Here is a 23,448-nt window from a genome sequence, read left to right as displayed (position 1 = left end):
CACCGCCGGGCACTGTGATCAGCTAATCAATGCTGCTTCGGCAAGTTTCTTGAGTTCGGATATATCCTGGAACACAACCACGGCGCCGGAGACATTGCCATTACGGTCAAACAACGGTGACGCCGTATCACGAACCAGGCGCTTGTCGCCGTTCTGGTTAACAAGCAGGTGGCTGCCGTTACTTTCGACTTTCATGCCCCGCTGCAGGCAAGCTTCCAGCGGGTACACATCACCGCCCTGTCCATTCGGCGCTTTCAGATGAAACAGGTCGTACAGCGATACACCCTCGTAACCGTCAGGATCACAATCAAGCACCGCGCGCGCTGCCGGGTTCATGTACACGACACGACCATGACTGTCTGTAGTAATGACGCCATCACTGATGGCATCCAGCGCTGCCTGGGCGCGGATACGCTCAAGATGCAATGCATCGTCGGCACTCTCCCGTTCTTTCTCGCGGGACCTTTGCATGCTTTTTGCCATCTGGTTGATGGCCCGTTCGAGCACGCCCAGCTCGCCATCAAAGTCACCCTGGATACGGTGACCCAGTTCACCGGATTCAATGCGAGCCACTGACTCGGTCAGGCGCATGATCGGCACGGACAAGTCCCCTGCCATTCGTTGCGCCAGCAGGCCAATGGCAATCAGGCCTATTATGGATATCACCAGCGTTTGCAATAACACGTAGCGCTGTTCGCCATCGGTTCGACTGGTATCCATGCGCACAAGCACGGTACCGATCAGCTTGCGCTCGGACCTGGAATGCGTCGCCATGCCGTATATGTCATCGCTGTCCACGTCCAGCGCTGAACCATGAATGCTTGCCTTGTACACATGGGGCGCACTGATATCCGATAACCTGTCCGGCATGGACTGAGATATCGGCGCGTACGCCAGCACGTCACCGTTTCGGTCAAATACAAATACCCGGGCCACATCCTTTTCCCGTCCGGCCGCTTCAGCAAGCCCCTGGAGTATTTTCCGATTTCCGGAAAAAACACCGTATTCACACGCCGGCGCCAGCTGCCGGGCAATGGCATTGCCACGCTCACGAAGTGCGTCGCCCAGGGACGAGTATTGTTGCCAGCCAAAATGAACCAGCAGTACCAACAAGGTCAGTGATGCCGGTAATAACGAAAGCAGCTGCAGCTTTATCCGGATTCCGCCCTTCATGAGGATTTTCCTTCGCGGATCTTTTTCAGTAACACGGATTTGCTGTCAATATTGATGCCCAGGGATCTGGCCACCCAGTCGTTGTATTCGATACTGAAGCTTGTTGGCGACATGGGTGCCGGCAGGCCGTTCACCCCCGATGACAACCAGCCATTGATCCAGGCGCTGATATCGTCCGCAACATCTTCCGGTGTCGAATAGACCGCCGCCAATGCGCCTGCCTTGACATAGCCCGGTGAAAACGCGATCACCGGCTGGCGATAGCGATAAGTCGTCAACAGAATATGTTTCAGGGTGGTTGTATTGAATATTACCGGATCAGGTATGGCCAACAGGTAACGGCTGCGTTTCAGCAGCCTCTCAAGGCCGGGCACAAGATCATCAGCAGTTTCGATGATTTCTTTTTCCGCCAGTATCCGGTGCCGCCTGGCGCTATCCATGTATTTGCGCGCCAGCTGCTCGGAGCGCTGGGTCGTCAACAGACCCATGGCACCACTGTCGCCAAATAAAGCCTCGACCAGCCTTATTTGACGCTCAATAGGCTGATCCAGCACCATCGCGCTGCAACTCTTGCCGCTGCGACAATCCTTGTCGGAATTCTTGATCAATTCCTCAAATGTAATGCGCGGTACCAGGGCCGCCATAACCGGGACATTGCCACGATCCTGTACAACCGCCTCCAGCGCGCGAACACCGACAGGGATATACAACGATGGTCGAACAGCAGGCGATGCTGCCCCGGGATCGGTGGCCACGGTAACAACGATCGGGCTGCCAGACAATTCGATATTGGCAACGAGGCGGGTGGCAAAATCCTGGTAAACCGATCCGGACTTACTCAAAACAACCTGTATGGTTCTGTTTCCGGAATCAGCCAGCGCATGGACTGGCAGCAATAAAGCAAATAACAGGCAAACAAGGCCGCCTGCCCGGTATCGGGCAATAATTGCCTTGCCTGAATCAGCGGATATTCCCAACATCCTGATTTACACCATCCTTGCAACGTTACTTCAGGGCTAGTAAAACGAACCCGAAAGCCGAATATAGTACGTTGTACCTATTATATTTTCACTTCGGTATTCCACGTAGTCGTCAAACACGTTCTTCACGCCACCATCAAGCTTCAGATTCAAACCGCCTGCCTTGACAGACTTTCCAAGCTGCAGATCCAGTCTTCGCGTCGGTCCATAGAGTTCACCGGTCTGACGATCGCGATCACCATCACGATGGCGCAACTTGTCGGTATAAGACCAGGTCGCGGCAACACTGTAACCATCGGAAAACTGCTTGGCCCACATGGCGCTGCCGATCTGTTCCGGAAAACTCTCCTCGATACGATGATTGTTGTACCAGCCATCCGCGCTGACGTGGTTCCTGGCATAAGCCAGGATTAACCGGTCGCCGTTATCCTTGTAGGTCACCTGGACCTCGGTACCCTGGATGTCGATATTATGAATATTGTCGTACTCATACATGGAGTTATCGACTGCGTCGACGGTTGCAACCTTGTGATCTGTTATGATATCCCGAACCTTGTTGTAATACCGCCTGATATCAAAAATGGTGCGAGGCAGAAGCTTGCCGACATAGCCCGCCTCCAATGAATCTATTCTTTCCGGCTCCAGGTTTCCGCCTGAATAGTAGGCCCGGTCAAAAAAAGTACAGCTTGGCTCGAGACAGAAGAACGTGTCTGCCTTTTCCTCAAATGCCGTTGGCGTACGCGTGGCTCTTGATCGACTCAGGCGAAGAGTGTGCCCGTCAAACGGCGTATAGCTCAGCGCGATGCGAGGCTGGTAATCAACACCGGTATAGTCGTGATCCTCGCGCATCACACCGACATGCACCAGCAACGGATCAACGACACGCCATTCGGTGTTGAAGAAAACGCGGTTGATGGCAATTTGTTCCGGGTTATTCTTGCCCAGGTAGGTATCGGTATCGGTATAATCCTGGCGCAGACTTCCACCCCAGGCAACCGTCAACCAGTCAACCGGCACCATGGTATTCTGCAACTCCACATCGTAACGCCTGGATGCATAACCCTGGTCCAGGAATACACCGGCTGGCAAACCTGGCAAGGGGTTGGTGGTATAGGCGTCTTCCAGACCATGGTAAGTACGATACGCCTGGAAAGCCCAGGCTCCAAACCGGCCGGGCGCAGATTCCCAGCGCAGATGCTGGTAATCTGCCCGGGTTCTTGCGTCACGCGGATTGTCTACCGTCGCGACAAAGTCGCCCCTGCCCTGTGTTGCCACGGCTTGCCCGAGATAAACGCTCCAGCGATCACCATCCTGCTCCTGGTAGTCGCTGCGAAAATTAAGGTTGGTCATGTCTCGCGTATCATAGAAGACTTCAAAGCCTTCATCGTACTGACGCGACGCAGTCACCTTGATACCAAATTTTCCGGTATTGACGGCTTCGCTGATTTCGAAATCTCTTTCGTTACCGCTGCCGCGTCGGCTGCTTAACCTCAGGGCGTTGGCATCAGCGGCTTTCTCGGTAATGATGTTGATCACCGCGAAGAAAGAATTCGATCCGTAACTCACCGCGTTAGGTCCGCGCGTAACTTCAATGCGCTTGATATCACTCAAGACCAGAGGCAATTCCGCCCATGGAGCACCTCCCAGCGACGGCATGTACATCGCCCGACCATCGATCATCACCTGGATCTGCCGTGAATAATACGCTCCCAGGCCCTGGTACATGACCATCTGCTGGTTACCGGCCCAATAACCCACCAGAAACCCCGGTACCAGCCTGAATACATCAACCAGGTTGCGGGCACCGGAGGTCTCGATCATTCTTCTGTCGATGACCGTTGTTGCAGCAGGCGCCTCGTTGATCGGTTGGGCAAAACGTGCTGCTGAAATGACCTTGGGAATCTCACCATAAAAATCTTCCTCGGTAAGCATATAGCCGGCGCCCAGTGCCGCGCCTGGCGCCGCCTGCGCACTACCGGAAGTCATCGCCAGAATGAGCACTGCCACGGCACTCAAACCAAACCCCTTTACCTCGAATACTTTCATTTTTGCTCTCTTATAGGTACGCCTGAACCGCTCTCCGGCAGCCTTTGAACTTCCAAAATAATTATCCTGGTGCCTTATGTTTTACCGGTACCAGGTTTTCCAATGGGCCATCACGTGCACAATTCGTCGCAAAAATACTGTCCACGAAGACACAGTTTAGCCCAAATTTCCGGATATTTGGGCACTCATTCACTGATTCTCAGTTTGAACCCGGGTTCCGATTTTTGCACCCAGGTGTGCGGCTGCACTGCCCTGGTTCCTGGCGATTTCGACCAGCCCGAGGGAGTTTTCGTACCACATCAGTTCGCCAATAGAGACATCATCAAATATTCGGGATTGACTGATCGCTACGTCGTTCACGAACAGCCGGTGAACTGCCGTAACGGCTCCTGCTTTGAGGCCGGTTACCAGGTTGCCGTAATGATCCACATAAATAATTTCTGCCAGATCATCGTCCCAGTCATCACCAACCAGCTGATCGAGACTTCCGGCAAGAGCGGGTTGCTGGCCGACTGCCAGCTGCGCGACCACCGGCGCAAACAGGTCGCGTCCGTGAAACGTTGGCGACGCCGTAACCGGTACCGGCAAGGTTGCGACCAGCGTTCGGCTGGCGGGTCGCGCAGCCAGGGCCAGCAGACCGTTGTCCGGCCCGACAAACGTATGGCGACCAGTCTTGACCATAATGGCCCGGCGGTCACTGCCTACACCTGGATCGACAACTGCCATAATAATGCTGTCATCCGGCACTCGCTCAACCAGGGATGCCAACAGCCGGGCGCTGGCGCGCACGTTGAAAGCCGGTGCGTCATGAAACAGGTCAACCACCGGAACCTCCGGACAGCGCTGCGCAAGGACTGCCCTGACCTGTCCAGCGTAAATATCGTTCACACCAAAATCCGTAAACAACAAAATCATGATCGACGCATCCTGAAATTCGGAAGGAGAAACAAAAAAGCCGGGCATCGCCCGGCTTTTGATTTTTGCACCTGCATGGCCCAGTGGGCCGTTGCCGGATTTAGTCAGCTTTTTTGGCTGCTTTTTTCTTTGAAGCCTTCTTCTTGGCAGCCTTTTTCTTTGCTGCTTTCTTCGCAGTCTTTTTGGCAGCAGTCTTCTTCGGCGCCTCTTCAGCTGCATCTTCCTTGGATTCTACCGGTTCAGCCTTGGCAGACTTGGCTGTCTTTTCAACCGGAGCTTCGGCGGCTGCGGCCAGGTCACGACCGACCAGCTGAACAATCGCCATCGGCGCATTGTCACCCGCACGGAATCCGCTCTTCAGAACGCGCAGGTAGCCACCCGGGCGATCCTTGAAGTGTACGCCGAGCTCATCAAAAAGCTTGGTTACGACAGCACGGTCACGCAGCCTGGAAAAAGCCAGGCGACGGTTAGCCACCGTTGCGTTCTTGGCCAGGGTGATGAGCGGTTCTGCTACTCGACGCAACTCCTTGGCCTTTGGCAAGGTTGTGCGAATCTGCTCATGACGAAACAGCGATACCGCCATGTTACGAAACATCGCCTGGCGATGACTGCTGGTCCGATTGAATTTACGGCCACTCTTTAGATGACGCATGGTACTAACCTCTCAAGCTTTATAATGCTGCCTACACGCAACGGTAATTAGGCAGATTCCGCCTGGTCTCCCTTGTCTTTCAGGGAAGCCGGCGGCCAGTTTTCCAATTTCATACCCAGTGACAGGCTGTGCTGTGCAAGCACATCCTTGATTTCTGTCAGCGACTTTTTGCCCAGGTTCGGAGTTTTGAGCAATTCAAACTCGGTACGCTGGATGAGGTCGCCGATGTAGAAAATATTCTCTGCCTTCAGGCAGTTCGCCGAACGAACGGTCAGTTCCAGGTCATCAACCGGGCGCAGGAGAATCGGATCCATTTCCGGTTCCTTGGTGGTGACCACTTCAGTTTCCGGATTTTCCAGCTCGACAAAGATGGAAATCTGGTCCTGCAAAATATTGGCTGCGCGACGAACCGCTTCTTCCGGATCAATGGCACCGTTGGTTTCGATATCAAGGATCAACCTGTCCAGATCGGTACGCTGCTCCACACGCGCATTTTCAACCGCATAGGAAACACGATACACAGGGCTGTACGAGGCATCGACCTGCATGGCGCCGATGGAGCGATCACCTTCATTGTGGCGTGTAGCTGCCGGTTGGTAGCCGCGACCCATATTGATACGCAATTCCATGCTGATCTTGCCGCCCTTGGTGAGCGTACAAATATGCTGTTCCGGGTCCACGACTTCGACATCATGATCAAGCTGGATATCGCCGGCCTTAACTTCGCCGGCCCCGTCCTTGCTCAGCTTAAGAACTGCTTCACTGCGATTATGCATACGCAACGCGACGTTCTTTAGGTTGAGCAAAATTTCCAGGACGTCTTCCTGAACACCTTCGATGGCAGAGTACTCGTGAAGAACGCCGTCAATCTTGACCTCGGTAATGGCACTTCCTGGCATGGAAGACAGCAGAATACGACGCAGCGCATTGCCCAGGGTATGTCCGAAGCCACGCTCTAGCGGCTCCAGTGTGATCTTCGCGTGCGTTCCACTCAACGTCTGCACATCAACCAGACGTGGCTTGAGAAATTCCATCGCTGCATTCGGCATATTAATGCTTCCTCGCGTAATTACCGGTTATTACGTAATTCCTGGACTACTTGGAGTACAAGGCGACTACCAGGGCTTCGTTGATGTCTGCTGACAGGTCGGAACGATCCGGTACTGCCTTGTAAACACCCTTCATTGCCTTGCTGTCAACTTCCAGCCATTCTGGCAGGCCGCGCTGTTCAGCAGCTTCATACGCCGCCTTGACGCGCAGCTGTTCCTTGGCGCCACCGGTCAACTCAATGGTGTCTTCAGGACGCAGCTGGTAAGAAGGAATGTTCACCCGCTTGCCGTTGACCTTCACACCATTATGACGAACCAGCTGACGGGCTTCGGTGCGTGAGCAGCCGAAACCCATACGGAATACGACATTATCCAGGCGACCCTCAAGCAGTTTCAGCAGGTTTTCACCTGTAGAGCCCTTGCGGCGGTCAGCCTCCGCATAGTATGCGGCAAACTGTTTTTCAAGAATGCCGTAAATGCGACGCAACTTCTGTTTTTCACGCAACTGCAGGCCATAATCCGATACCCGGGTACGACGCTGACCGTGCTGTCCCGGCGGGTAAGCGCGGCGTTCAACCGGGCAACCGGCGGAATAACATTTCTCACCCTTCAGAAAAAGCTTTCCACCTTCTCTTCTGCAAAGGCGACACTTGGAATCTGTATATCGAGCCACTGTAACTCTCCGTAATCACATGCCGGGCTTATACGCGGCGCTTCTTGGACGGACGGCAACCGTTATGCGGAATCGGCGTCACGTCAGTAATATTGCTGATCTCAAATCCCAGTGCATTCAGCGCTCGAACAGCTGATTCGCGACCCGGGCCAGGACCCTTGATGCGTACTTCCAGGTTTTTCATACCGTGCTCCCGGGCCATCTCACCGGCTCGTTGAGCCGCAACCTGTGCGGCAAACGGGGTGCTCTTGCGGGAACCACGGAAACCGGAACCACCCGCAGTGGCCCAGCTCAGCACGTTGCCCTGACGATCACTGATAGAAATAATGGTATTGTTAAAAGACGCGTGAACGTGGGCAATGCCTTCGATGACGTTCTTTTTAACCTTCTTTTTGACCTTGCTAGCCTTGGGATTTGCCATAATTCCTTACCCGGTTATTTCTTGATGGCACGGCGTGGGCCCTTGCGGGTACGCGCATTGGTTTTGGTGCGCTGTCCGCGAACTGGCAGGCCCCGGCGATGACGAATTCCACGGTAACTGCCGAGATCCATCAAACGCTTGATATTCATGTTCACCGATCGACGCAGGTCACCTTCGGTTTCAAATTTCGCTATTTCGCCACGAATCTTTTCCAGATCCGTTTCGGTAAGCTGTTGCACCTTGATATCACGAGCCAGACCGGCTGCATCACAGATATCCTGTGAACGCTTGCGTCCGATACCGTAAATCGCCGTCAAAGCGATCTCCAGATGCTTGTGATTCGGTATATTTACGCCTGCAATACGGGCCATTTACCTTTTCTCCACCGTTTCAAAATCCCCCTTTCCGCAGCAAGGGAAGGGGTCGCGCGAAAACGCGCAAGAATATAGACAGTGCTGCCTAAAATCAAGCCAAATCAGGCCTGTAACTGCCTGATTTTCAGTCCTATTCAGATCGATTCTAGCCTTGACGCTGCTTGTGCGTCGGATCGGAGCAAATAATCCGAACCACGCCCTTGCGGCGCACTACCTTGCAATTCCGGCACAGCTTTTTGACCGATGCACGAACTTTCATACCTGTTTACTCCTTAAGCCCGACCTGGAAAAAAGCCCGGGGACCGATTACCGGCCTAGACCCATACCGCCAGTCAGACTGGCCTTCTTCATCAAACTCTCGTACTGGTGCGACATAATATGGTTCTGAACCTGAGCCATAAAGTCCATGCACACCACCACCACAATCAGAATAGAGGTACCGCCAAAATAGAACGGTACATTCCACTTCACAATCATGATTTCCGGAATCAAACATACTATTGTGATGTAAATCGCACCCCAGAACGTCAGGCGTGAAGTTACCTTGTCAATATAGTTGGCAGTCTGAATGCCCGGCCTGATACCCGGAACCAGGGCCCCGGATTTTTTCAGGTTTTCTGCCATTTCCTTGGAGTTGAAGACCAACGCCGTGTAGAAAAAGCAGAAGAAAACGATCGCTGCCGTATACAGCACAATGTAAAGCGGTTGGCCCGGGCCCAGGGTGGTGGCGATGTCACGCAACCAGCCCATACCTTCGGAATTGCCGAACCACTGCCCGATTGTTGCCGGGAATAAAATTATGCTCGACGCAAAAATCGGCGGAATTACGCCAGCCATGTTCAGCTTCAGCGGCAAATGGCTGCTCTGGCCCCCAATAATACGGCGACCCTGCTGCCGTTTCTGGTAATTCACCTGGATTCGGCGCTGACCACGCTCTACAAATATTACCCCGGCGGTTACCGCAATGGCTGCAATAAACAGGAACAGCACGAACAACGGCTGGTAAGTGCCTCGGTTAGCCAGTTCCAGCGTGTTACCGATAGCGGAAGGCAATCCCGCGACGATACCGGCAAATATAATGATCGAAATACCGTTGCCGATACCTCGTTCGGTAATCTGTTCGCCCAGCCACATCAGGAACAGCGTGCCTGTGACAAGCGTTACGACGGTGACCAGCTTGAATCCGACACCCGGCTCAATAACGACGTTGGCACCGCCCATAACCTGACCTTCCAGGGCGATTGCGATACCAAACGACTGAAACGCTGCCAGCAACACGGTTCCGTAACGGGTGTACTGGGTAATCTTGCGGCGACCGGATTCGCCTTCTTTCTTGAGCTGCTCAAGCGAAGGCACGGTTGCGGTCAGCAACTGCATAATAATGGATGCCGAAATATAGGGCATCACGTTCAACGCAAATACAGACATACGGGACAGTGCGCCACCGGAAAACATGTTAAACAGCCCAACTATGGAGTTCTGGGACTGTTTGAACAGCTCTGCCCATGCCGCAGCATTAATGCCCGGGACCGGGATATAGGTTCCAAGCCGATAAACGATGAGCGCACCCAGTACAAACAGGATGCGCGCTTTCAGATCGGCGAATTTACCCAAGGCACCCGTGTTGCCCGCCATGCCCGGTCCAGCTTTTGCCATCAGTCTTCTACCTTGCCCCCGGCCTGTGTAATCGCTTCACGCGCACCCGGAGTTACGGCGATACCCTTGAGGGTAACGGCCTTGTCCAGCTTGCCGGACAAAAATACTTTCGCTTTTTTGACCTGCTGCGCGACCAGATGCGCCTGCTTCAACGCGTCCAGGTCAATCACATCGGCTTTGACCGTAGCCAGTTCGTGCAAACGAACCCGTCCGGTATCAGCGGTTATGCGCGCGGTAAATCCACGCTTTGGCAGACGACGCTGGATAGGCATCTGGCCGCCCTCAAAACCTACCTTGTGGTAGCCGCCGGCACGTGCTTTCTGACCCTTATGGCCGCGACCGGCAGTTTTGCCGAGACCGGAACCGATGCCACGGCCTACGCGCTTTCGACTCGGCCTGCTACCCGCTGCCGGTTTAATTGTATTCAGGCGCATCTCAGGCCTCCTCGCACTTCAACATGTAGCTGACCTTGTTAATCATGCCGCGATTTTCCGGCGTATCAGCCACCTCGACCGTATGACGAATACGGCGCAATCCCAGCCCACGAACACAGGCCTGGTGTTTCTTGCCTGTACCGATCGGGCTGCGCACCAATGTTACTTTCAATGTCTTTGCCATTTGCGCAACCCCTTAACCAATAATGTCCTTGACCTTCTTGCCGCGCTTGGCAGCGACAGAAGAAGGATCCTGGATAGTGCGTAATGCCTTCAGCGTGGCGCGAACCACGTTAATAGGATTGCGTGAGCCAATTACCTTGGCCAACACATCCTGCACTCCGGCAACTTCGAATACGGCACGCATGGCGCCGCCGGCGATGATGCCTGTACCTTCAGACGCCGGGCGCATCACTACGCGAGCGGAGCCTTCACGGACAGATACTTCGTGATGCAGCGTGCTGCCGGCCAAATCAATCTTGACCATGTTTTTGCGGGCATTTTCCATCGCCTTTTGTACAGCGATCGGCACTTCACGCGCCTTGCCACGACCCATACCAACTCGGCCATTGCCGTCACCGACTACTGTCAGCGCGGAAAAACCAAACTGGCGCCCACCCTTGACTACCTTGGCTACACGGCGAACACCAATGAGCTTTTCGGTCATGTTATCGGCGCGGGCTTCGTTTTGAGATGCTGCCACGATTATCTCCTCTTAGAAATTCAGGCCCGCTTCACGAGCGGCGTCGGCCAAAGCCTTGATACGGCCATGATATTTAAAACCGGAACGGTCAAAGGCAACTTTTTCAATACCGGCGGCCTTGGCTTTTTCCGCGATACGCTTGCCAACGACAGATGCCGCGTTGATATTGCCACCGTTTGCCAGCTCCTTGCGCATTTCCGTTTCGAGTGTTGAAGCAGAAGCCAGCACCTTGCTGCCTGTCTCATCAATGATCTGGGCGTAAATGTGACGAGCCGAGCGGAATACGCACAGGCGCGTAGCGCCGAAACGGGCAATCTTGCTGCGTGACCTGCTGGCGCGACGAGTACGTCTGTTTGCCTTGGAAATAGCCATATGGTTACCTTATTTCTTCTTCGCTTCTTTGCGAATTACGTGTTCATCTGTGTAGCGCACACCCTTGCCCTTGTAAGGCTCTGGCGGACGATAGGCGCGAATCTCGGCAGCCACCTGACCAACCTGTTGCTTGTTCGCACCCTTGACAACAATTTCTGTCTGGCTCGGACACTCGATGGTAATACCTTCGGGAATCGGGTAGGCCACCGGGTGCGAAAATCCGAGCGTGAGGTTAAGTGCACTGCCCTGTACCGCGGCACGATAACCAACACCGATGATGGTCATTTTCTTTTCAAAGCCCTGGCTGACCCCGGTTACCATGTTGCTGACAACAGCGCGGGTGGTCCCGGACAATGCCCTGGCCTGCTGTGAATTATCTTTCGCAGCAAATGTCAGGACATTATCGTCCTGACTGATTTCCACCAACTCGTGCAGCTGATGTTCCAGCTGGCCCTTTGGACCCTTGACAGTAACAAGACCCGAATTGATGTTGAAATCAACACCACCCGGGATCTCTACTGGTGATTTGGCTACCCTTGACATCTTTTCGTCCTGCTTACGATACGTAACACAAAATTTCACCGCCCACACCGGCTTCCCGGGCTGAACGATCAGTCATAATACCTTTCGAAGTCGAAACAATTGCGATACCCAGACCACCGGAAACCTTCGGCATATCGTGGCGACCGCTGTACAGACGACGACCCGGCGTACTTACCCGCTTCAATTCGGCAATTACCGGGCGACCTTCGAAATACTTCAAGTCAATGGACAGTGCCGGCTTGCCCAGCAACTCGGCGTCCTTGAAGTCGATAATAAAGCCTTCGTCCTTCAATACCTGGAGCACCGCCTTCTTGGTCTTGGAAGCCGGTACCAAAACACTCGCCTTCTCTGCCTTGTGGGCATTACGAATGCGGGTGAACATATCTGCAATTGGATCTGTCATCATAGCTTTATACCTGCCTTATCCTTACCAGCTCGAGCGCACTGCGCCCGGCACTTCTCCGCGATCCAGTACTTCGCGCAGGCGGTTTCTGGAAAGACCAAACTTCCGGTAGTAGCCTCTCGGCCTTCCGGTAATCCGGCAACGATTGCGAATACGGCAACGACTTGCATCACGCGGCATCTTCTGCAATGACAGAATGGCGGCATCGCGCTCCTCTACCGAAGTATTGGGGCTTTTGATCTTTGCCTTCAGTTCTGTACGCCTGGAAGCGTACTTGGCAGATATTGCCTTTCGCTTCTCGTCACGCATGACCATGGATTTCTTTGCCATCTTCTTTCCTCAACCCTTAATCGGGAAATTGAACGCGTCCAGCAACGCGCGACCTTCTTCGTCGGTGCGTGCAGTGGTAGTAATGGTGATATCCATTCCACGAACCTGATCAATCTTGTCGTAATCTATTTCCGGGAAAATAATCTGCTCACGCACACCCATTGAATAGTTTCCGCGACCGTCAAAAGATTTGCCGTTCAGCCCACGGAAATCGCGAATACGCGGAATCGCGATGCTTACCAGGCGATCCAGGAATTCATACATGCGTGCACGACGCATGGTGACCTTGCAACCAATTGGCCAGCCTTCGCGCACCTTGAATGCCGCAACGGACTTGCGGGCATAGGTGACAATAGGCTTCTGGCCGGCGATCTTTTCCAGGTCACCGGTTGCATGTTCAATCAGCTTCTTGTCAGCCATTGCACCACCCACACCCATATTAACGGTGATCTTGGTAATGCGCGGGACTTCCATCACGTTTTTGTACCCGAACTTTTTCATCAGCTCCGGCACAACCACTTCTTTGTACTTCTGTTCCAGTCGAGTCATTGCTCTTGTTCCTGTCGAACTTAAACGTCTGCAACTTCGCCGTTACTCTTGAAGTAACGAACCTTTTTGCCATCTTCCAGGATCTTGTAACCGACACGATCGGCCTTGCCTGTGGCCGGATTTACCAATGCTACATTGGAAATCTGCAGCGGCGCTTCCTGTTCAACGCGCCCGCCGGTTACACCCTGATTCGGATTCGGTCTTACGTGCCGGGTGATCATGTTGATCTTCTCAACCAATACACGGTTGTCATCCAGAACACGAAGAACAGAGCCTTGCTTGCCCTTGTCCTTGCCTGTCAGCACTACGACTTTGTCGCCTTTTCTAATCTTGGCCATTGTCATCCACCGCTTTTAAAGGACCTCGGGGGCCAGCGAAATGATTTTCATGAAATTTTCAGAGCGCAGTTCACGGGTAACCGGGCCGAAAATACGTGTTCCAATCGGCTGCAGTGCCTGGTTCAGCAAAACAGCAGAATTGTTATCAAAGCGAATTACAGAGCCATCATTGCGGCGCACGCCCTTCTTGGTGCGAACGATAACGGCGTTGTACACATCGCCCTTTTTCACACGACCACGCGGGATCGCTTCCTTGATACTGACCTTGATGATATCGCCGATACCGGCATAGCGACGCTTGGAACCGCCCAGAACCTTAATACACTGAACTTTTTTAGCGCCACTGTTATCAGCCACAGTCAGCGTGCTTTGCATCTGAATCATGGTTTCTGGCTCCGCTCTATACCTTCACTGCCTTCTCAACCACCTTGACCAGTCTCCAGGACTTGGTTTTGGACAGCGGACGACACTCTTCAATCATTACAACATCACCCTCTCCGCACTCATTATTTTCATCATGAGCGTGAAGCTTGGTACGCTGGCTAATAAACTTCTTGTACAGCGGGTGGGCCACCTTCCGATCCACAGCAACGACAATGCTCTTGTCCATCTTGCTGCTGACCACGGTACCGGTCACTGAACGTGCAGTTTGTGTTTGCTCACTCATGCCGATTCACCTTTAGACTTTTCATTCATAACGGTACGAATGCGGGCAATATCGCGACGTACCCGTTTCAACTGTGATGTCTGCGCCAGCTGGCCAGTCGAATTTTGCATACGCAGCGCAAACTGTTCCTTGTACAGGGCTGTCAGCTCTTTCTGCATGCCTGTGGCATCCATCTCACGAATCTTGTTTGCCTTCATTTAGCCCACCTGACGAGAAACAAATGTTGTAAGTACCGGCAACTTGGCAGCAGCCAGACGGAACGCTTCGCGTGCAATTTCTTCTGTCACGCCTTCCATCTCGTACAGTACTGCTCCTGGCTTGACCTGGGATACCCAGTACTCCGGGTTACCCTTGCCCTTACCCATACGAACTTCAAGAGGCTTCTTGGAGATCGGCTTGTCCGGGAAAATACGAATCCAGATACGACCACCACGCTTGATGTGACGCGTCATGGCACGACGTGCAGCCTCGATCTGGCGCGCGGTTACGCGGCCACGCGTAGTAGCTTTCAGACCATACTCGCCAAAGCTGACCTTGGTACCGCGGGCATTGCCCCGGTTACGGCCTTTTTGCACCTTGCGAAATTTTGTTCTTTTCGGTTGTAACATCTCTCTTTACTCCGAAATCTCAGGCACTGGCCTTTTTGCCGGAATCAGCTTCCAATGAAGCAGCTTCATCCCGATCAAAGACCTCGCCCTTGAAAATCCAAACCTTGATGCCAATGATGCCGTACGTTGTTGCTGCTTCGGCGAATCCATAGTCGATATCCGCACGCAGCGTGTGCAGCGGAACACGACCTTCGCGATACCATTCTGTACGGGCAATTTCTGCACCGTTCAGGCGACCGCTGATCATAACCTTGACGCCACCGGCGCGCAGACGCATGGCGTTCTGCACGGCACGCTTCATGGCGCGACGGAACATGACACGCTTTTCCAGTTGCTGGGCAATGCTCTCGGCAACCAGTTGCGCATCCAGTTCCGGCTTGCGCACTTCTTCTACCGACAGATGAACCTGGCGGCCGGTAAACGCACTCAGCTCCTTGCGCATTTTCTCGATATCTTCACCCTTCTTGCCGATGACGATACCGGGACGCGCGGTATGAACCGTTACGTTGATATTTTCCTGGGCAGGGCGATCAATAAGAATCTTGCTGACTGCCGCGTTTTTCAGCTTGTCTTTAAGATAATCACGCAGCTTCAGATCTGTAATCAGGTTGTCCGCAAAGTCGGTGCCGCCTGCATACCATCTGGCAGTCCAGTCACGGACTACGCCAAGCCGCATTCCAATCGGGTGTACTTTCTGACCCATTATTTGCCCCCTTTGCTGTCACCAACGGTGACGCTGATATGGCTGGTACGTTTGAGAATTCGTACCCCACGACCCTTTGCACGAGCTTGCCAACGCTTCATGACGGAACCTTCGTCAACGCAAATTCGGCTGACTTTCAGCTCATCTATGTCCGCGCCTTCGTTATGTTCGGCATTGGCAATAGCAGACTCGAGACACTTGCGAATTGGCAACGCGGCCTTCTTGGTACTGAACTGCAGCAATTCAAGCGCCTTGTCTACAGGCAGTCCACGAATCTGATCCGCGACCAGTCGCGCCTTTTGCGCCGAGGTCCGGATATTTTTAGCAATGGCTTTCGCTTCCATCGTAGTAACTCTCTATTACTTCTTGTCTGCCGCGTGACCCTTGTAGGTACGCGTAGGAACAAATTCACCCAGCTTGTGGCCAACCATGTTATCGGAGACCAGGATAGGCACATGCTGACGTCCGTTATGCACGGCAATGGTCAGGCCGATAAATTCCGGCAGTACAGTCGAGCGCCGCGACCAGGTCTTGATCGGCTTGCGACTGTTCTCTTCCTGTGCTTTCAACACTTTCGCCATCAGGTGATGGTCGACGAAGGGGCCCTTATGTACTGAACGTGGCACTATTTAACCCTCTTTACTTACGTTTACGGCGGCGAACGATCATCTTGTCCGTTCTCTTGTTAGCGCGAGTCTTGTAACCCTTGGTCGGCATACCCCACGGTGAGACCGGGTGACGGCCACCGGAAGTGCGGCCTTCACCACCACCATGTGGATGGTCGACCGGGTTCATGGCAACGCCGCGAACAGTCGGACGAATACCGCGCCAACGCTTTGCACCGGCCTTACCGAGCTTGCGCAGGCTGTGTTCCGAGTTGCCCACTTCGCCAATAGTTGCGCGGCAATCAACGTGGATTCTGCGCACTTCGCCGGAGCGCAGGCGAACCTGGGCATAACTGCCTTCCCGTGCAACCAGCTGAACACCGGCACCGGCAGAACGCGCCAACTGCGCGCCCTTACCCGGTTTCATTTCAATGCAATGAACCGTGCTACCAACCGGTATGTTACGGATCGGCAGGTTGCAACCTGGCTTGATCGGTGCTTCCGGACCGGAAAGAATTTCCGCACCGGCATTTACACCCTTCGGTGCAATGATGTAGCGACGTTCGCCATCTGCGTACAGAACCAGTGCAATATGCGCACTTCGGTTCGGATCGTATTCCAGGCGTTCTACACGGGCCGGGATACCGTCCTTGTTACGCTTGAAATCAATAACACGATAGTGGCGCTTGTGGCCGCCCCCACGGTGGCGGACGGTTACCCGACCGGCATTGTTACGACCATCAATCGTAGCTTTCTTTTCAACCAATGGCGCGTAAGGTGCGCCCTTGTGCAGGCCATCACCCTTGATCTGTACCGTTCCACGGCGACCGGCCGAAGTCGGTTTTAACTTAACGACTGCCATTTTCTATCACCCTGTTCCCATGAAATCGATTTCCTGGCCGCTTTGCAGGCGAACGAACGCCTTCTTCCAGTTCGGGCGCTTGCCCGGATGGCGGCCGTACTTCATCTTTCCACGTACATTGCTGACCTGAACGGATTTAACCTTCACATCGAACAACTTTTCCACCGCTTGTTTGATCTGCGGCTTGGTTGCTGTCTCCTGTACACGGAAACAATACTGGTCATGCTTGTCCGCCGCCTGGGCGGATTTTTCAGAGATGACCGGTGCCAGAATTACCTGGTAGACCTGTTCTTCCTTCATGCCAGCATCTCCTCGCAACGCTTCACCGCTCCGGTGGTCATGATAATTTGTTCATGGCCTACCAGGTTAACCGGGTTAATCGCCGACGCTACGCAAACGCTGACATAAGGCAGGTTGCGCGCGGACAGGACCAGGTTGCGGTCTTCAGTCTCGGTAACAATCAATACGCTCTTTTCCGCCTTCATTGCTGCGAGCTTTCCGGCCAGTTCGCGGGTTTTCGGTGCAGCCATAGCCATGTCTTCAACAGCAACCAGGCGCTCCAGGCGAGCCAGCTCGGACAGAATCGAACGCATACCGGCACGGTGTACCTTTTTGTTCACTTTCTGCGAAAAGTTTTCATCCGGTGAAGACGGGAACACCTTGCCACCACCGCGCCATATTGGACTACGGATAGTACCGGCGCGTGCCCGGCCTGTGCCTTTCTGGCGCCATGGCTTGATGCCGCCGCCACTTACGGCAGAACGATTCTTCTGAGCGCGACTGCCCTGCCGGCCATTGGCCTGGTAAGCAATCACGATCTGGTGAACCAGGTCTTCATTAAATGCAGCGCCAAACACCACATCGGATACATCCATATCCGCCGTTTTTGCGCCGCCATCTTTCATTACACTGAGTTTCATTGCCCAGTCCTTATTCACTTGCACTCACGGCCTTCACCGAAGGCTTGACAATAACATCGGCGCCTTTTGAGCCCGGAATAGAGCCCTTCACCAACATCAAATTCTTTTCCGCATCAATCTGAACAATTTCCAGATTCTGCTGGGTACGTACGACGTTACCCATTTGCCCTGCCATCTTCTTGTTCTTGAACACGCGGCCGGGATCCTGGCATTGACCAATAGAACCCGGGGCGCGATGACTCAACGAGTTACCGTGTGATGCACGACCACCGCCGAAATGGTGGCGCTTGATAACACCGGCAAAACCCTTACCGATAGATGTACCCTGGACATCAACTTTCTGTCCGGCCTGGAACATGTCTACTTTCAATTCGCCACCGGCTGCCAGCTCTTCACCTTCGCCATCAGTCAGGCGAAATTCGCTGACCATTCGCCCGGCTTCGACGCCTGCCTTGGCAAAATGCCCAGCCATCGCCTTGGTCACACGACCGGGACGGCGGTTACCGACGGTCACCTGGACGGCACGGTATCCATCTTTTTCAAGTTTCTTGACCTGCGTTACGCGGTTAGGCGTGACTTCAAGAACAGTGACGGGAGTCGCAGTGCCGTCTTCGGCATAGACGCGAGTCATTCCCAGTTTGCGGCCAATTATTCCAAGTGCCATGTCACGTTACCTTTTTAAACTACCTGTTTGGCTTAACAACAAATTAGTTAAGCTTGATCTCTACATCGACGCCGGCAGCCAGATCCAGTTTCATCAGCGCGTCGACCGTTTTATCGGTCGGCTCAATGATGTCCATGATTCGCTTGTGCGTACGAATTTCATACTGGTCTCGAGCACTCTTGTTGACATGCGGAGAGCTCAGCAGCGTGAAACGCTCAATGCGAGTTGGCAAAGGGATCGGGCCCTTGACCATGGCGCCGGTACGTTTGGCCGTTTCCACGATTTCTGAAGCGGAACGGTCGATCAGGCGGTGATCGTAGGCTTTCAGCCGAATTCGAATCTTCTGGTTCGTCATCTCAATTACTCAATAATCTTCGATACCACACCGGCGCCAACGGTACGGCCGCCTTCGCGAATCGCGAAACGCAGGCCATCTTCCATGGCGATCGGGGCGATGAGCTGTACGGTCATCTTGACGTTGTCGCCAGGCATAACCATTTCCGTGCCTTCCGGCAGGGTGCAGGCACCGGTCACGTCAGTCGTACGGAAGTAGAACTGCGGACGGTAACCGTTGAAGAACGGGGTATGACGGCCGCCTTCTTCCTTGCTCAGCACGTACACTTCAGCTTCGAAGTGGGTATGCGGCTTGATGGAATTGGGCTTGCACAGTACCTGGCCACGCTCTACTTCTTCACGCTTGGTGCCACGCAGCAGGATACCGACGTTGTCGCCTGCCTGGCCCTGGTCCAGCAGCTTGCGGAACATTTCCACGCCGGTGCAGGTGGTGGTGGCAGTATCCTTGATACCGACGATCTGGATTTCATCGCCAACCTTGACGATGCCGCGCTCGATACGGCCGGTGACCACGGTACCACGACCGGAGATGGAGAAGACGTCTTCTACTGGCATCAGGAAGTCGCCGTCAACGGCGCGTTCCGGCTGCGGGATGTAGGAATCCAGGGCAGCGGCCAGTTTCTCGATAGACGGCTCACCGATATCAGAGGTGTCGCCTTGCAGCGCCTTCAGCGCAGAACCGGTGACGATCGGGGTGTCATCACCCGGGAAGTCGTAGCTGTCCAGCAGTTCGCGTACTTCCATTTCCACCAGTTCCAGCAGTTCGGCGTCATCCACCTGGTCGGCCTTGTTCAGGTAGACCACGATGTACGGCACGCCGACCTGGCGGGCCAGCAGGATGTGTTCACGGGTCTGGGGCATCGGGCCGTCAGCGGCAGATACCACCAGGATGGCGCCGTCCATCTGGGCGGCACCGGTAATCATGTTCTTGACGTAGTCGGCATGGCCCGGGCAATCCACGTGGGCATAGTGACGCGCGTCCGTTTCGTATTCCACGTGGGCGGTGGCGATGGTGATACCGCGCTCACGCTCTTCCGGGGCGTTATCGATGTCGGCGTAATCCTTGAACTCGCCGCCGGACTTCGCGCTCAATACCTTGGTCAGGGCCGCAGTCAGCGTGGTCTTGCCATGGTCGACGTGGCCGATGGTGCCCACGTTGACGTGGGGCTTGTTGCGTTCAAATTTTTCCTTGGACATCTTGGGAGCCTCGTTCTGTATCTTGTATAAAACGTTAAACCATTACCCGATCGCGTCAGCTTGCCTTCTTGATGACGGTTTCCGCCACACTGTTAGGCGCCGGCGCGTACTTCTTGAATTCCATACTATAGTTGGCGCGACCCTGGGTTGCGGAACGCAACGAGGTGGCATAACCAAACATTTCTGCCAGCGGAACTTCGGCCTTGACGATCTTGCCGGCAGGGGCATCATCCATACCAAGAATCACACCGCGACGAGAATTCAGATCACCGTTCACACTGCCCATGTAATCTTCCGGGGTAACAACTTCCACGGCCATGATGGGCTCAAGCAGAACAGGGTTTGCCAATTGTGCCGCTTCACGGAAACACATGGATCCGGCCATCTTGAACGCGTTTTCAGACGAGTCCACTTCATGGTAGGAACCAAAGAACAGCGCAACCTTTACGTCCACAACAGGAAAGCCTGCACGAATGCCGCGACCCAAGGCTTCTTCAACACCCTTCTGGACGGCGGGGATGTATTCACGCGGAACCACACCGCCCTTGATTTCATCTACAAACTGGAAGCCGGCACCCGGTTCCTGTGGCTCAAGACGCAAATGAACATCGCCGTACTGTCCACGCCCACCTGACTGCTTGGCGTACTTGTGCTGATGTTCGATGGTCTTGCGAATGGTTTCGCGATAGGCAACCTGCGGGGCGCCGACATTGGCTTCAACGCCAAATTCACGCCTCATACGGTCAATAATAATATCGAGATGGAGCTCGCCCATTCCGGAAATAATCGTCTGGCCGGATTCTTCATCAGTGCGAACACGGAATGACGGATCTTCCTGCGCCAGGCGACTAAGTGCCAGGCCCATTTTTTCCTGGTCTGCCTTGGTCTTCGGTTCAACGGCCTGAGAGATAACCGGATCCGGGAATTCCATGCGTTCCAGGGTAATAATGTTGTTCGGATCACACAGGGTATCACCGGTAGTGATGTCCTTCAGACCCACTGCCGCGGCAATATCACCGGCACGCACTTCCTTGATTTCTTCACGAGAGTTGGCGTGCATCTGCAGAATTCGGCCAATGCGCTCTTTCTTCTGACGCACTGCGTTATAAACGGTATCGCCGGAGTTCAAGACGCCTGAGTAGACGCGGAAGAACACCAGCTGACCCACAAACGGGTCAGTCGCAATCTTGAATGCCAGGGCCGAAAACGGCTCCTCATCGGACGAATGGCGCTCAGCTTCGGTTTCGTCCTTGTCATCAAGGACACCCTTGATGGCAGGCACGTCAACCGGTGACGGCATGAACTCAACCATTGCGTCGAGCATGGCCTGAACACCCTTGTTCTTGAAGGCGGAACCACACATAACCGGGATGATTTCATTGGCCAGGGTGCGTATGCGCAGACCCTTCTTGATCTCTGCCACTGACAACTCACCCTCTTCCAGGTATTTTTCCATCAGCTCTTCTGTGGCCTCGGCGGCAGATTCAATCATCTGTTCACGCAGCTCGGCACAGGTATCGGCGATGTCAGCCGGGATCTCTTCTTCACGGAAGGTCATACCCATGTCATCTTCACTCCAGAAGATGGCCTTCATCTTGATCAAGTCAACCACGCCCTTAAACTGGTCTTCAGCACCGATGCTCATCTGGAGCGGAACCGGGTTTGCACCCAAACGTTTCTTGATCTGCTCCACTACACGCAGGAAGTTGGCACCGGCACGATCCATCTTGTTAACAAACGCCATGCGCGGAACACCGTATTTATTGGCCTGGCGCCATACGGTTTCGGACTGCGGTTCAACACCACCGACCGCGCAGAACACGGCAACAGCGCCGTCCAGGACACGCAGCGAACGCTCTACTTCGATAGTGAAATCAACGTGGCCCGGCGTATCTATAATATTGATACGGTGTTCCTTGAACTGCTGCTCCATGCCCTTCCAGAAACAGGTTGTAGCAGCAGACGTAATAGTGATGCCGCGCTCCTGCTCCTGCTCCATCCAGTCCATGGTTGCGGCGCCGTCATGCACTTCACCAATCTTGTGTGAAACACCGGTGTAAAACAGGATACGTTCGGTAGTCGTAGTCTTGCCGGCGTCAATATGCGCCATAATGCCTACGTTACGGTACCGCTCGATTGGAGTTTTGCGTGCCACGACTGCTTGTCCTCTGCTCTAAATTCTTGCTTACCAGCGATAATGCGAGAAAGCCTTGTTGGCTTCTGCCATACGATGCACATCTTCGCGCTTCTTGAAGGCATTGCCGCGCTTTTCAGCTGCTTCTGACAGCTCTCCAGCCAGGCGTTGGCCCATGGATTTTTCAGAGCGGTTACGCGCAGCATCGACTAGCCAGCGCATGGCCAGGGCCATACGGCGGTTCGGACGCACTTCCACGGGAACCTGATAGGTCGCGCCACCGACGCGACGGCTCTTTACTTCCACAACTGGACTAATGTTTTCCAGGGCGACGTCGAAGATTTCCATCGGATCTTTCTTGGTACGTTCCGCAACCAGATCCAGCGCGCCATAGACGATCTTTTCGGCGACAGATTTCTTGCCGTCGAGCATGACCACATTCATGAACTTGGCCAGTTTCTCACTACCAAACTTCGGGTCTGGCAGAACCTGGCGTTTTGGTACTTCTCTTCTTCTAGGCATAGCCTTGCTTCGCTCTAAGTTTACGTTTTCAACAGTCCCTGGCAGCTACCGATCAGGCTTCTTAGGGACGCAAAACGCCGCGTTTGACTAAACGCGGCGCTTCCGGTTAATTTTTCTGTGTGATTAGGACTTGGGTCGTTTGGCGCCGTACTTGGATCGACCCTGGCGACGATCACTCACGCCAGAGGTATCCAATGCGCCACGCACGGTGTGATAACGCACACCCGGCAAGTCTTTCACACGGCCACCGCGGATGAGCACCACAGAGTGCTCCTGCAGGTTGTGACCCTCACCACCGATATAGGTTGAAACCTCGTAACCATTGGTCAGTCGCACACGTGCCACCTTACGCAAAGCCGAGTTCGGCTTTTTCGGAGTCGTGGTATACACACGAGTGCACACTCCACGCTTCTGGGGACAGGCCTCCAGTGCCGGGACGTTGGACTTTTTCGCATCCCGCTTGCGCGGTTTACGGACTAATTGGTTAATAGTCGGCATTGATCACTCCAGCCATAAACAAAAACAACAGGCCAGCGTATTAGGCTGACCCGTCAGGTGGGGCGCGATTCTATGACCGCACCCCCGTTGTGTCAAGTATTTC

General features: G+C 54.0%; 35 protein-coding genes and 1 pseudogene. All 36 read right to left on the bottom strand.

The genetic code is table 11. The features are described 5' to 3' along the window. Positions 1–18 precede the first annotated feature (18 nt). The 36 genes and pseudogenes from OEZ10_09480 to rpsL all read right to left on the bottom strand — a co-directional run bounded on the left by OEZ10_09480 (position 19) and on the right by rpsL (position 23,345). Positions 19–1,173 carry a PAS domain-containing protein gene (locus OEZ10_09480; protein MDH5633204.1) on the bottom strand — a complete coding sequence of 385 codons (1,155 nt, stop codon included), beginning with the start codon at positions 1,171–1,173 and terminating at the stop codon, positions 19–21. Continuing rightward, a complete protein-coding gene (locus OEZ10_09475) occupies positions 1,170–2,153 on the bottom strand; it encodes a hypothetical protein (GenBank protein ID MDH5633203.1) in 984 nt (327 codons plus the stop codon). The genes OEZ10_09480 and OEZ10_09475 overlap by 4 nt, the downstream gene beginning before the upstream one ends. Positions 2,154–2,189: 36 nt before the next feature. Then, positions 2,190–4,199 carry a TonB-dependent receptor plug domain-containing protein gene (locus OEZ10_09470; protein MDH5633202.1) on the bottom strand — a complete coding sequence of 670 codons (2,010 nt, stop codon included), beginning with the start codon at positions 4,197–4,199 and terminating at the stop codon, positions 2,190–2,192. A 189-nt stretch (positions 4,200–4,388) separates the two neighbouring features. Further along, positions 4,389–5,114 carry an SAM-dependent chlorinase/fluorinase gene (locus OEZ10_09465; protein ID MDH5633201.1) on the bottom strand — a complete coding sequence of 242 codons (726 nt, stop codon included), beginning with the start codon at positions 5,112–5,114 and terminating at the stop codon, positions 4,389–4,391. 292 nt (positions 5,115–5,406) lie between these two features. Then, positions 5,407–5,766 (bottom strand): annotated as a pseudogene (gene rplQ, locus OEZ10_09460) (50S ribosomal protein L17). 47 nt (positions 5,767–5,813) lie between these two features. Next, a complete protein-coding gene (rpoA, locus tag OEZ10_09455; protein ID MDH5633200.1) occupies positions 5,814–6,815 on the bottom strand; it encodes a DNA-directed RNA polymerase subunit alpha in 1,002 nt (333 codons plus the stop codon). Positions 6,816–6,861: 46 nt separating this feature from the next. Then, complete coding sequence (gene rpsD / locus OEZ10_09450) at positions 6,862–7,488, bottom strand: 30S ribosomal protein S4 (GenBank protein ID MDH5633199.1); 627 nt, start codon at positions 7,486–7,488, stop codon at positions 6,862–6,864. Between the two features lie 28 nt (positions 7,489–7,516). Further along, the gene (gene rpsK / locus OEZ10_09445) at positions 7,517–7,909 is read right to left on the bottom strand and encodes a 30S ribosomal protein S11 (GenBank protein ID MDH5633198.1); all 393 of its coding nucleotides are present in this window, start codon (positions 7,907–7,909) and stop codon (positions 7,517–7,519) included. Between the two features lie 14 nt (positions 7,910–7,923). Beyond that, positions 7,924–8,280 carry a 30S ribosomal protein S13 gene (gene rpsM / locus OEZ10_09440; GenBank protein MDH5633197.1) on the bottom strand — a complete coding sequence of 119 codons (357 nt, stop codon included), beginning with the start codon at positions 8,278–8,280 and terminating at the stop codon, positions 7,924–7,926. Positions 8,281–8,428: 148 nt separating this feature from the next. Next, the gene (gene rpmJ / locus OEZ10_09435; GenBank protein ID MDH5633196.1) at positions 8,429–8,542 is read right to left on the bottom strand and encodes a 50S ribosomal protein L36; all 114 of its coding nucleotides are present in this window, start codon (positions 8,540–8,542) and stop codon (positions 8,429–8,431) included. A 47-nt stretch (positions 8,543–8,589) separates the two neighbouring features. Further along, positions 8,590–9,939 (bottom strand): preprotein translocase subunit SecY, encoded by a 1,350-nt coding sequence (gene secY / locus OEZ10_09430; GenBank protein MDH5633195.1) that lies wholly within the window; start codon positions 9,937–9,939, stop codon positions 8,590–8,592. Beyond that, the gene (gene rplO / locus OEZ10_09425) at positions 9,939–10,373 is read right to left on the bottom strand and encodes a 50S ribosomal protein L15 (protein MDH5633194.1); all 435 of its coding nucleotides are present in this window, start codon (positions 10,371–10,373) and stop codon (positions 9,939–9,941) included. The genes secY and rplO overlap by 1 nt, the downstream gene beginning before the upstream one ends. A gap of 1 nt (position 10,374) precedes the next feature. After that, positions 10,375–10,557: a 50S ribosomal protein L30 gene (rpmD, locus tag OEZ10_09420; protein ID MDH5633193.1), complete on the bottom strand. Its 183-nt coding sequence runs from the start codon at positions 10,555–10,557 to the stop codon at positions 10,375–10,377. 12 nt (positions 10,558–10,569) lie between these two features. Beyond that, a complete protein-coding gene (gene rpsE / locus OEZ10_09415) occupies positions 10,570–11,040 on the bottom strand; it encodes a 30S ribosomal protein S5 (protein ID MDH5633192.1) in 471 nt (156 codons plus the stop codon). A gap of 48 nt (positions 11,041–11,088) precedes the next feature. Continuing rightward, positions 11,089–11,448 (bottom strand): 50S ribosomal protein L18, encoded by a 360-nt coding sequence (rplR, locus tag OEZ10_09410; protein MDH5633191.1) that lies wholly within the window; start codon positions 11,446–11,448, stop codon positions 11,089–11,091. A gap of 9 nt (positions 11,449–11,457) precedes the next feature. Continuing rightward, positions 11,458–11,991 carry a 50S ribosomal protein L6 gene (gene rplF / locus OEZ10_09405; protein ID MDH5633190.1) on the bottom strand — a complete coding sequence of 178 codons (534 nt, stop codon included), beginning with the start codon at positions 11,989–11,991 and terminating at the stop codon, positions 11,458–11,460. Between the two features lie 13 nt (positions 11,992–12,004). Further along, entirely contained in the window at positions 12,005–12,397 is a 393-nt protein-coding gene (rpsH, locus tag OEZ10_09400; protein ID MDH5633189.1) for a 30S ribosomal protein S8, read from the bottom strand. A 21-nt stretch (positions 12,398–12,418) separates the two neighbouring features. Then, positions 12,419–12,724, bottom strand: a complete 306-nt coding sequence (gene rpsN, locus OEZ10_09395; GenBank protein MDH5633188.1) for a 30S ribosomal protein S14 — start codon at positions 12,722–12,724, stop codon at positions 12,419–12,421. Positions 12,725–12,733: 9 nt separating this feature from the next. Beyond that, positions 12,734–13,273: a 50S ribosomal protein L5 gene (gene rplE, locus OEZ10_09390; GenBank protein MDH5633187.1), complete on the bottom strand. Its 540-nt coding sequence runs from the start codon at positions 13,271–13,273 to the stop codon at positions 12,734–12,736. Positions 13,274–13,293: 20 nt separating this feature from the next. Beyond that, positions 13,294–13,611, bottom strand: a complete 318-nt coding sequence (rplX, locus tag OEZ10_09385; protein ID MDH5633186.1) for a 50S ribosomal protein L24 — start codon at positions 13,609–13,611, stop codon at positions 13,294–13,296. 15 nt (positions 13,612–13,626) lie between these two features. Next, positions 13,627–13,995: a 50S ribosomal protein L14 gene (rplN, locus tag OEZ10_09380; GenBank protein ID MDH5633185.1), complete on the bottom strand. Its 369-nt coding sequence runs from the start codon at positions 13,993–13,995 to the stop codon at positions 13,627–13,629. 16 nt (positions 13,996–14,011) lie between these two features. Further along, complete coding sequence (rpsQ, locus tag OEZ10_09375) at positions 14,012–14,278, bottom strand: 30S ribosomal protein S17 (GenBank protein ID MDH5633184.1); 267 nt, start codon at positions 14,276–14,278, stop codon at positions 14,012–14,014. Beyond that, positions 14,275–14,475, bottom strand: a complete 201-nt coding sequence (gene rpmC / locus OEZ10_09370; GenBank protein ID MDH5633183.1) for a 50S ribosomal protein L29 — start codon at positions 14,473–14,475, stop codon at positions 14,275–14,277. Before rpmC ends, rpsQ begins: the two co-directional genes overlap by 4 nt. Continuing rightward, the gene (gene rplP / locus OEZ10_09365) at positions 14,476–14,886 is read right to left on the bottom strand and encodes a 50S ribosomal protein L16 (protein MDH5633182.1); all 411 of its coding nucleotides are present in this window, start codon (positions 14,884–14,886) and stop codon (positions 14,476–14,478) included. A gap of 19 nt (positions 14,887–14,905) precedes the next feature. Beyond that, positions 14,906–15,589 carry a 30S ribosomal protein S3 gene (rpsC, locus tag OEZ10_09360; GenBank protein MDH5633181.1) on the bottom strand — a complete coding sequence of 228 codons (684 nt, stop codon included), beginning with the start codon at positions 15,587–15,589 and terminating at the stop codon, positions 14,906–14,908. Then, a complete protein-coding gene (rplV, locus tag OEZ10_09355) occupies positions 15,589–15,933 on the bottom strand; it encodes a 50S ribosomal protein L22 (protein MDH5633180.1) in 345 nt (114 codons plus the stop codon). Before rplV ends, rpsC begins: the two co-directional genes overlap by 1 nt. Positions 15,934–15,948: 15 nt before the next feature. Continuing rightward, positions 15,949–16,215: a 30S ribosomal protein S19 gene (gene rpsS, locus OEZ10_09350; protein ID MDH5633179.1), complete on the bottom strand. Its 267-nt coding sequence runs from the start codon at positions 16,213–16,215 to the stop codon at positions 15,949–15,951. A 13-nt stretch (positions 16,216–16,228) separates the two neighbouring features. Next, positions 16,229–17,056 (bottom strand): 50S ribosomal protein L2, encoded by an 828-nt coding sequence (rplB, locus tag OEZ10_09345; GenBank protein MDH5633178.1) that lies wholly within the window; start codon positions 17,054–17,056, stop codon positions 16,229–16,231. A 6-nt stretch (positions 17,057–17,062) separates the two neighbouring features. Beyond that, the gene (rplW, locus tag OEZ10_09340; protein MDH5633177.1) at positions 17,063–17,356 is read right to left on the bottom strand and encodes a 50S ribosomal protein L23; all 294 of its coding nucleotides are present in this window, start codon (positions 17,354–17,356) and stop codon (positions 17,063–17,065) included. Beyond that, complete coding sequence (rplD, locus tag OEZ10_09335) at positions 17,353–17,976, bottom strand: 50S ribosomal protein L4 (protein MDH5633176.1); 624 nt, start codon at positions 17,974–17,976, stop codon at positions 17,353–17,355. Before rplD ends, rplW begins: the two co-directional genes overlap by 4 nt. Before the next feature lie 10 nt (positions 17,977–17,986). Beyond that, positions 17,987–18,640, bottom strand: coding sequence for a 50S ribosomal protein L3 (gene rplC / locus OEZ10_09330; GenBank protein ID MDH5633175.1), 654 nt, complete (start codon positions 18,638–18,640; stop codon positions 17,987–17,989). Between the two features lie 43 nt (positions 18,641–18,683). Then, the gene (rpsJ, locus tag OEZ10_09325; protein MDH5633174.1) at positions 18,684–18,995 is read right to left on the bottom strand and encodes a 30S ribosomal protein S10; all 312 of its coding nucleotides are present in this window, start codon (positions 18,993–18,995) and stop codon (positions 18,684–18,686) included. A 5-nt stretch (positions 18,996–19,000) separates the two neighbouring features. Then, positions 19,001–20,191: an elongation factor Tu gene (tuf, locus tag OEZ10_09320; protein ID MDH5633173.1), complete on the bottom strand. Its 1,191-nt coding sequence runs from the start codon at positions 20,189–20,191 to the stop codon at positions 19,001–19,003. Between the two features lie 55 nt (positions 20,192–20,246). Further along, on the bottom strand, positions 20,247–22,346 hold the full coding sequence (gene fusA, locus OEZ10_09315; protein MDH5633172.1) for an elongation factor G: 2,100 nt from the start codon (positions 22,344–22,346) through the stop codon (positions 20,247–20,249). Positions 22,347–22,376: 30 nt separating this feature from the next. Beyond that, the gene (gene rpsG, locus OEZ10_09310; GenBank protein MDH5633171.1) at positions 22,377–22,847 is read right to left on the bottom strand and encodes a 30S ribosomal protein S7; all 471 of its coding nucleotides are present in this window, start codon (positions 22,845–22,847) and stop codon (positions 22,377–22,379) included. Between the two features lie 123 nt (positions 22,848–22,970). Beyond that, entirely contained in the window at positions 22,971–23,345 is a 375-nt protein-coding gene (rpsL, locus tag OEZ10_09305) for a 30S ribosomal protein S12 (GenBank protein ID MDH5633170.1), read from the bottom strand. Between the last annotated feature and the right edge of the window lie 103 nt (positions 23,346–23,448).

Source organism: Gammaproteobacteria bacterium (genome assembly GCA_029880545.1).
Classification (GTDB): domain Bacteria; phylum Pseudomonadota; class Gammaproteobacteria; order Acidiferrobacterales; family SZUA-150; genus JAOUOD01.
This window is presented reverse-complemented; position numbering and strand designations above follow the sequence as displayed.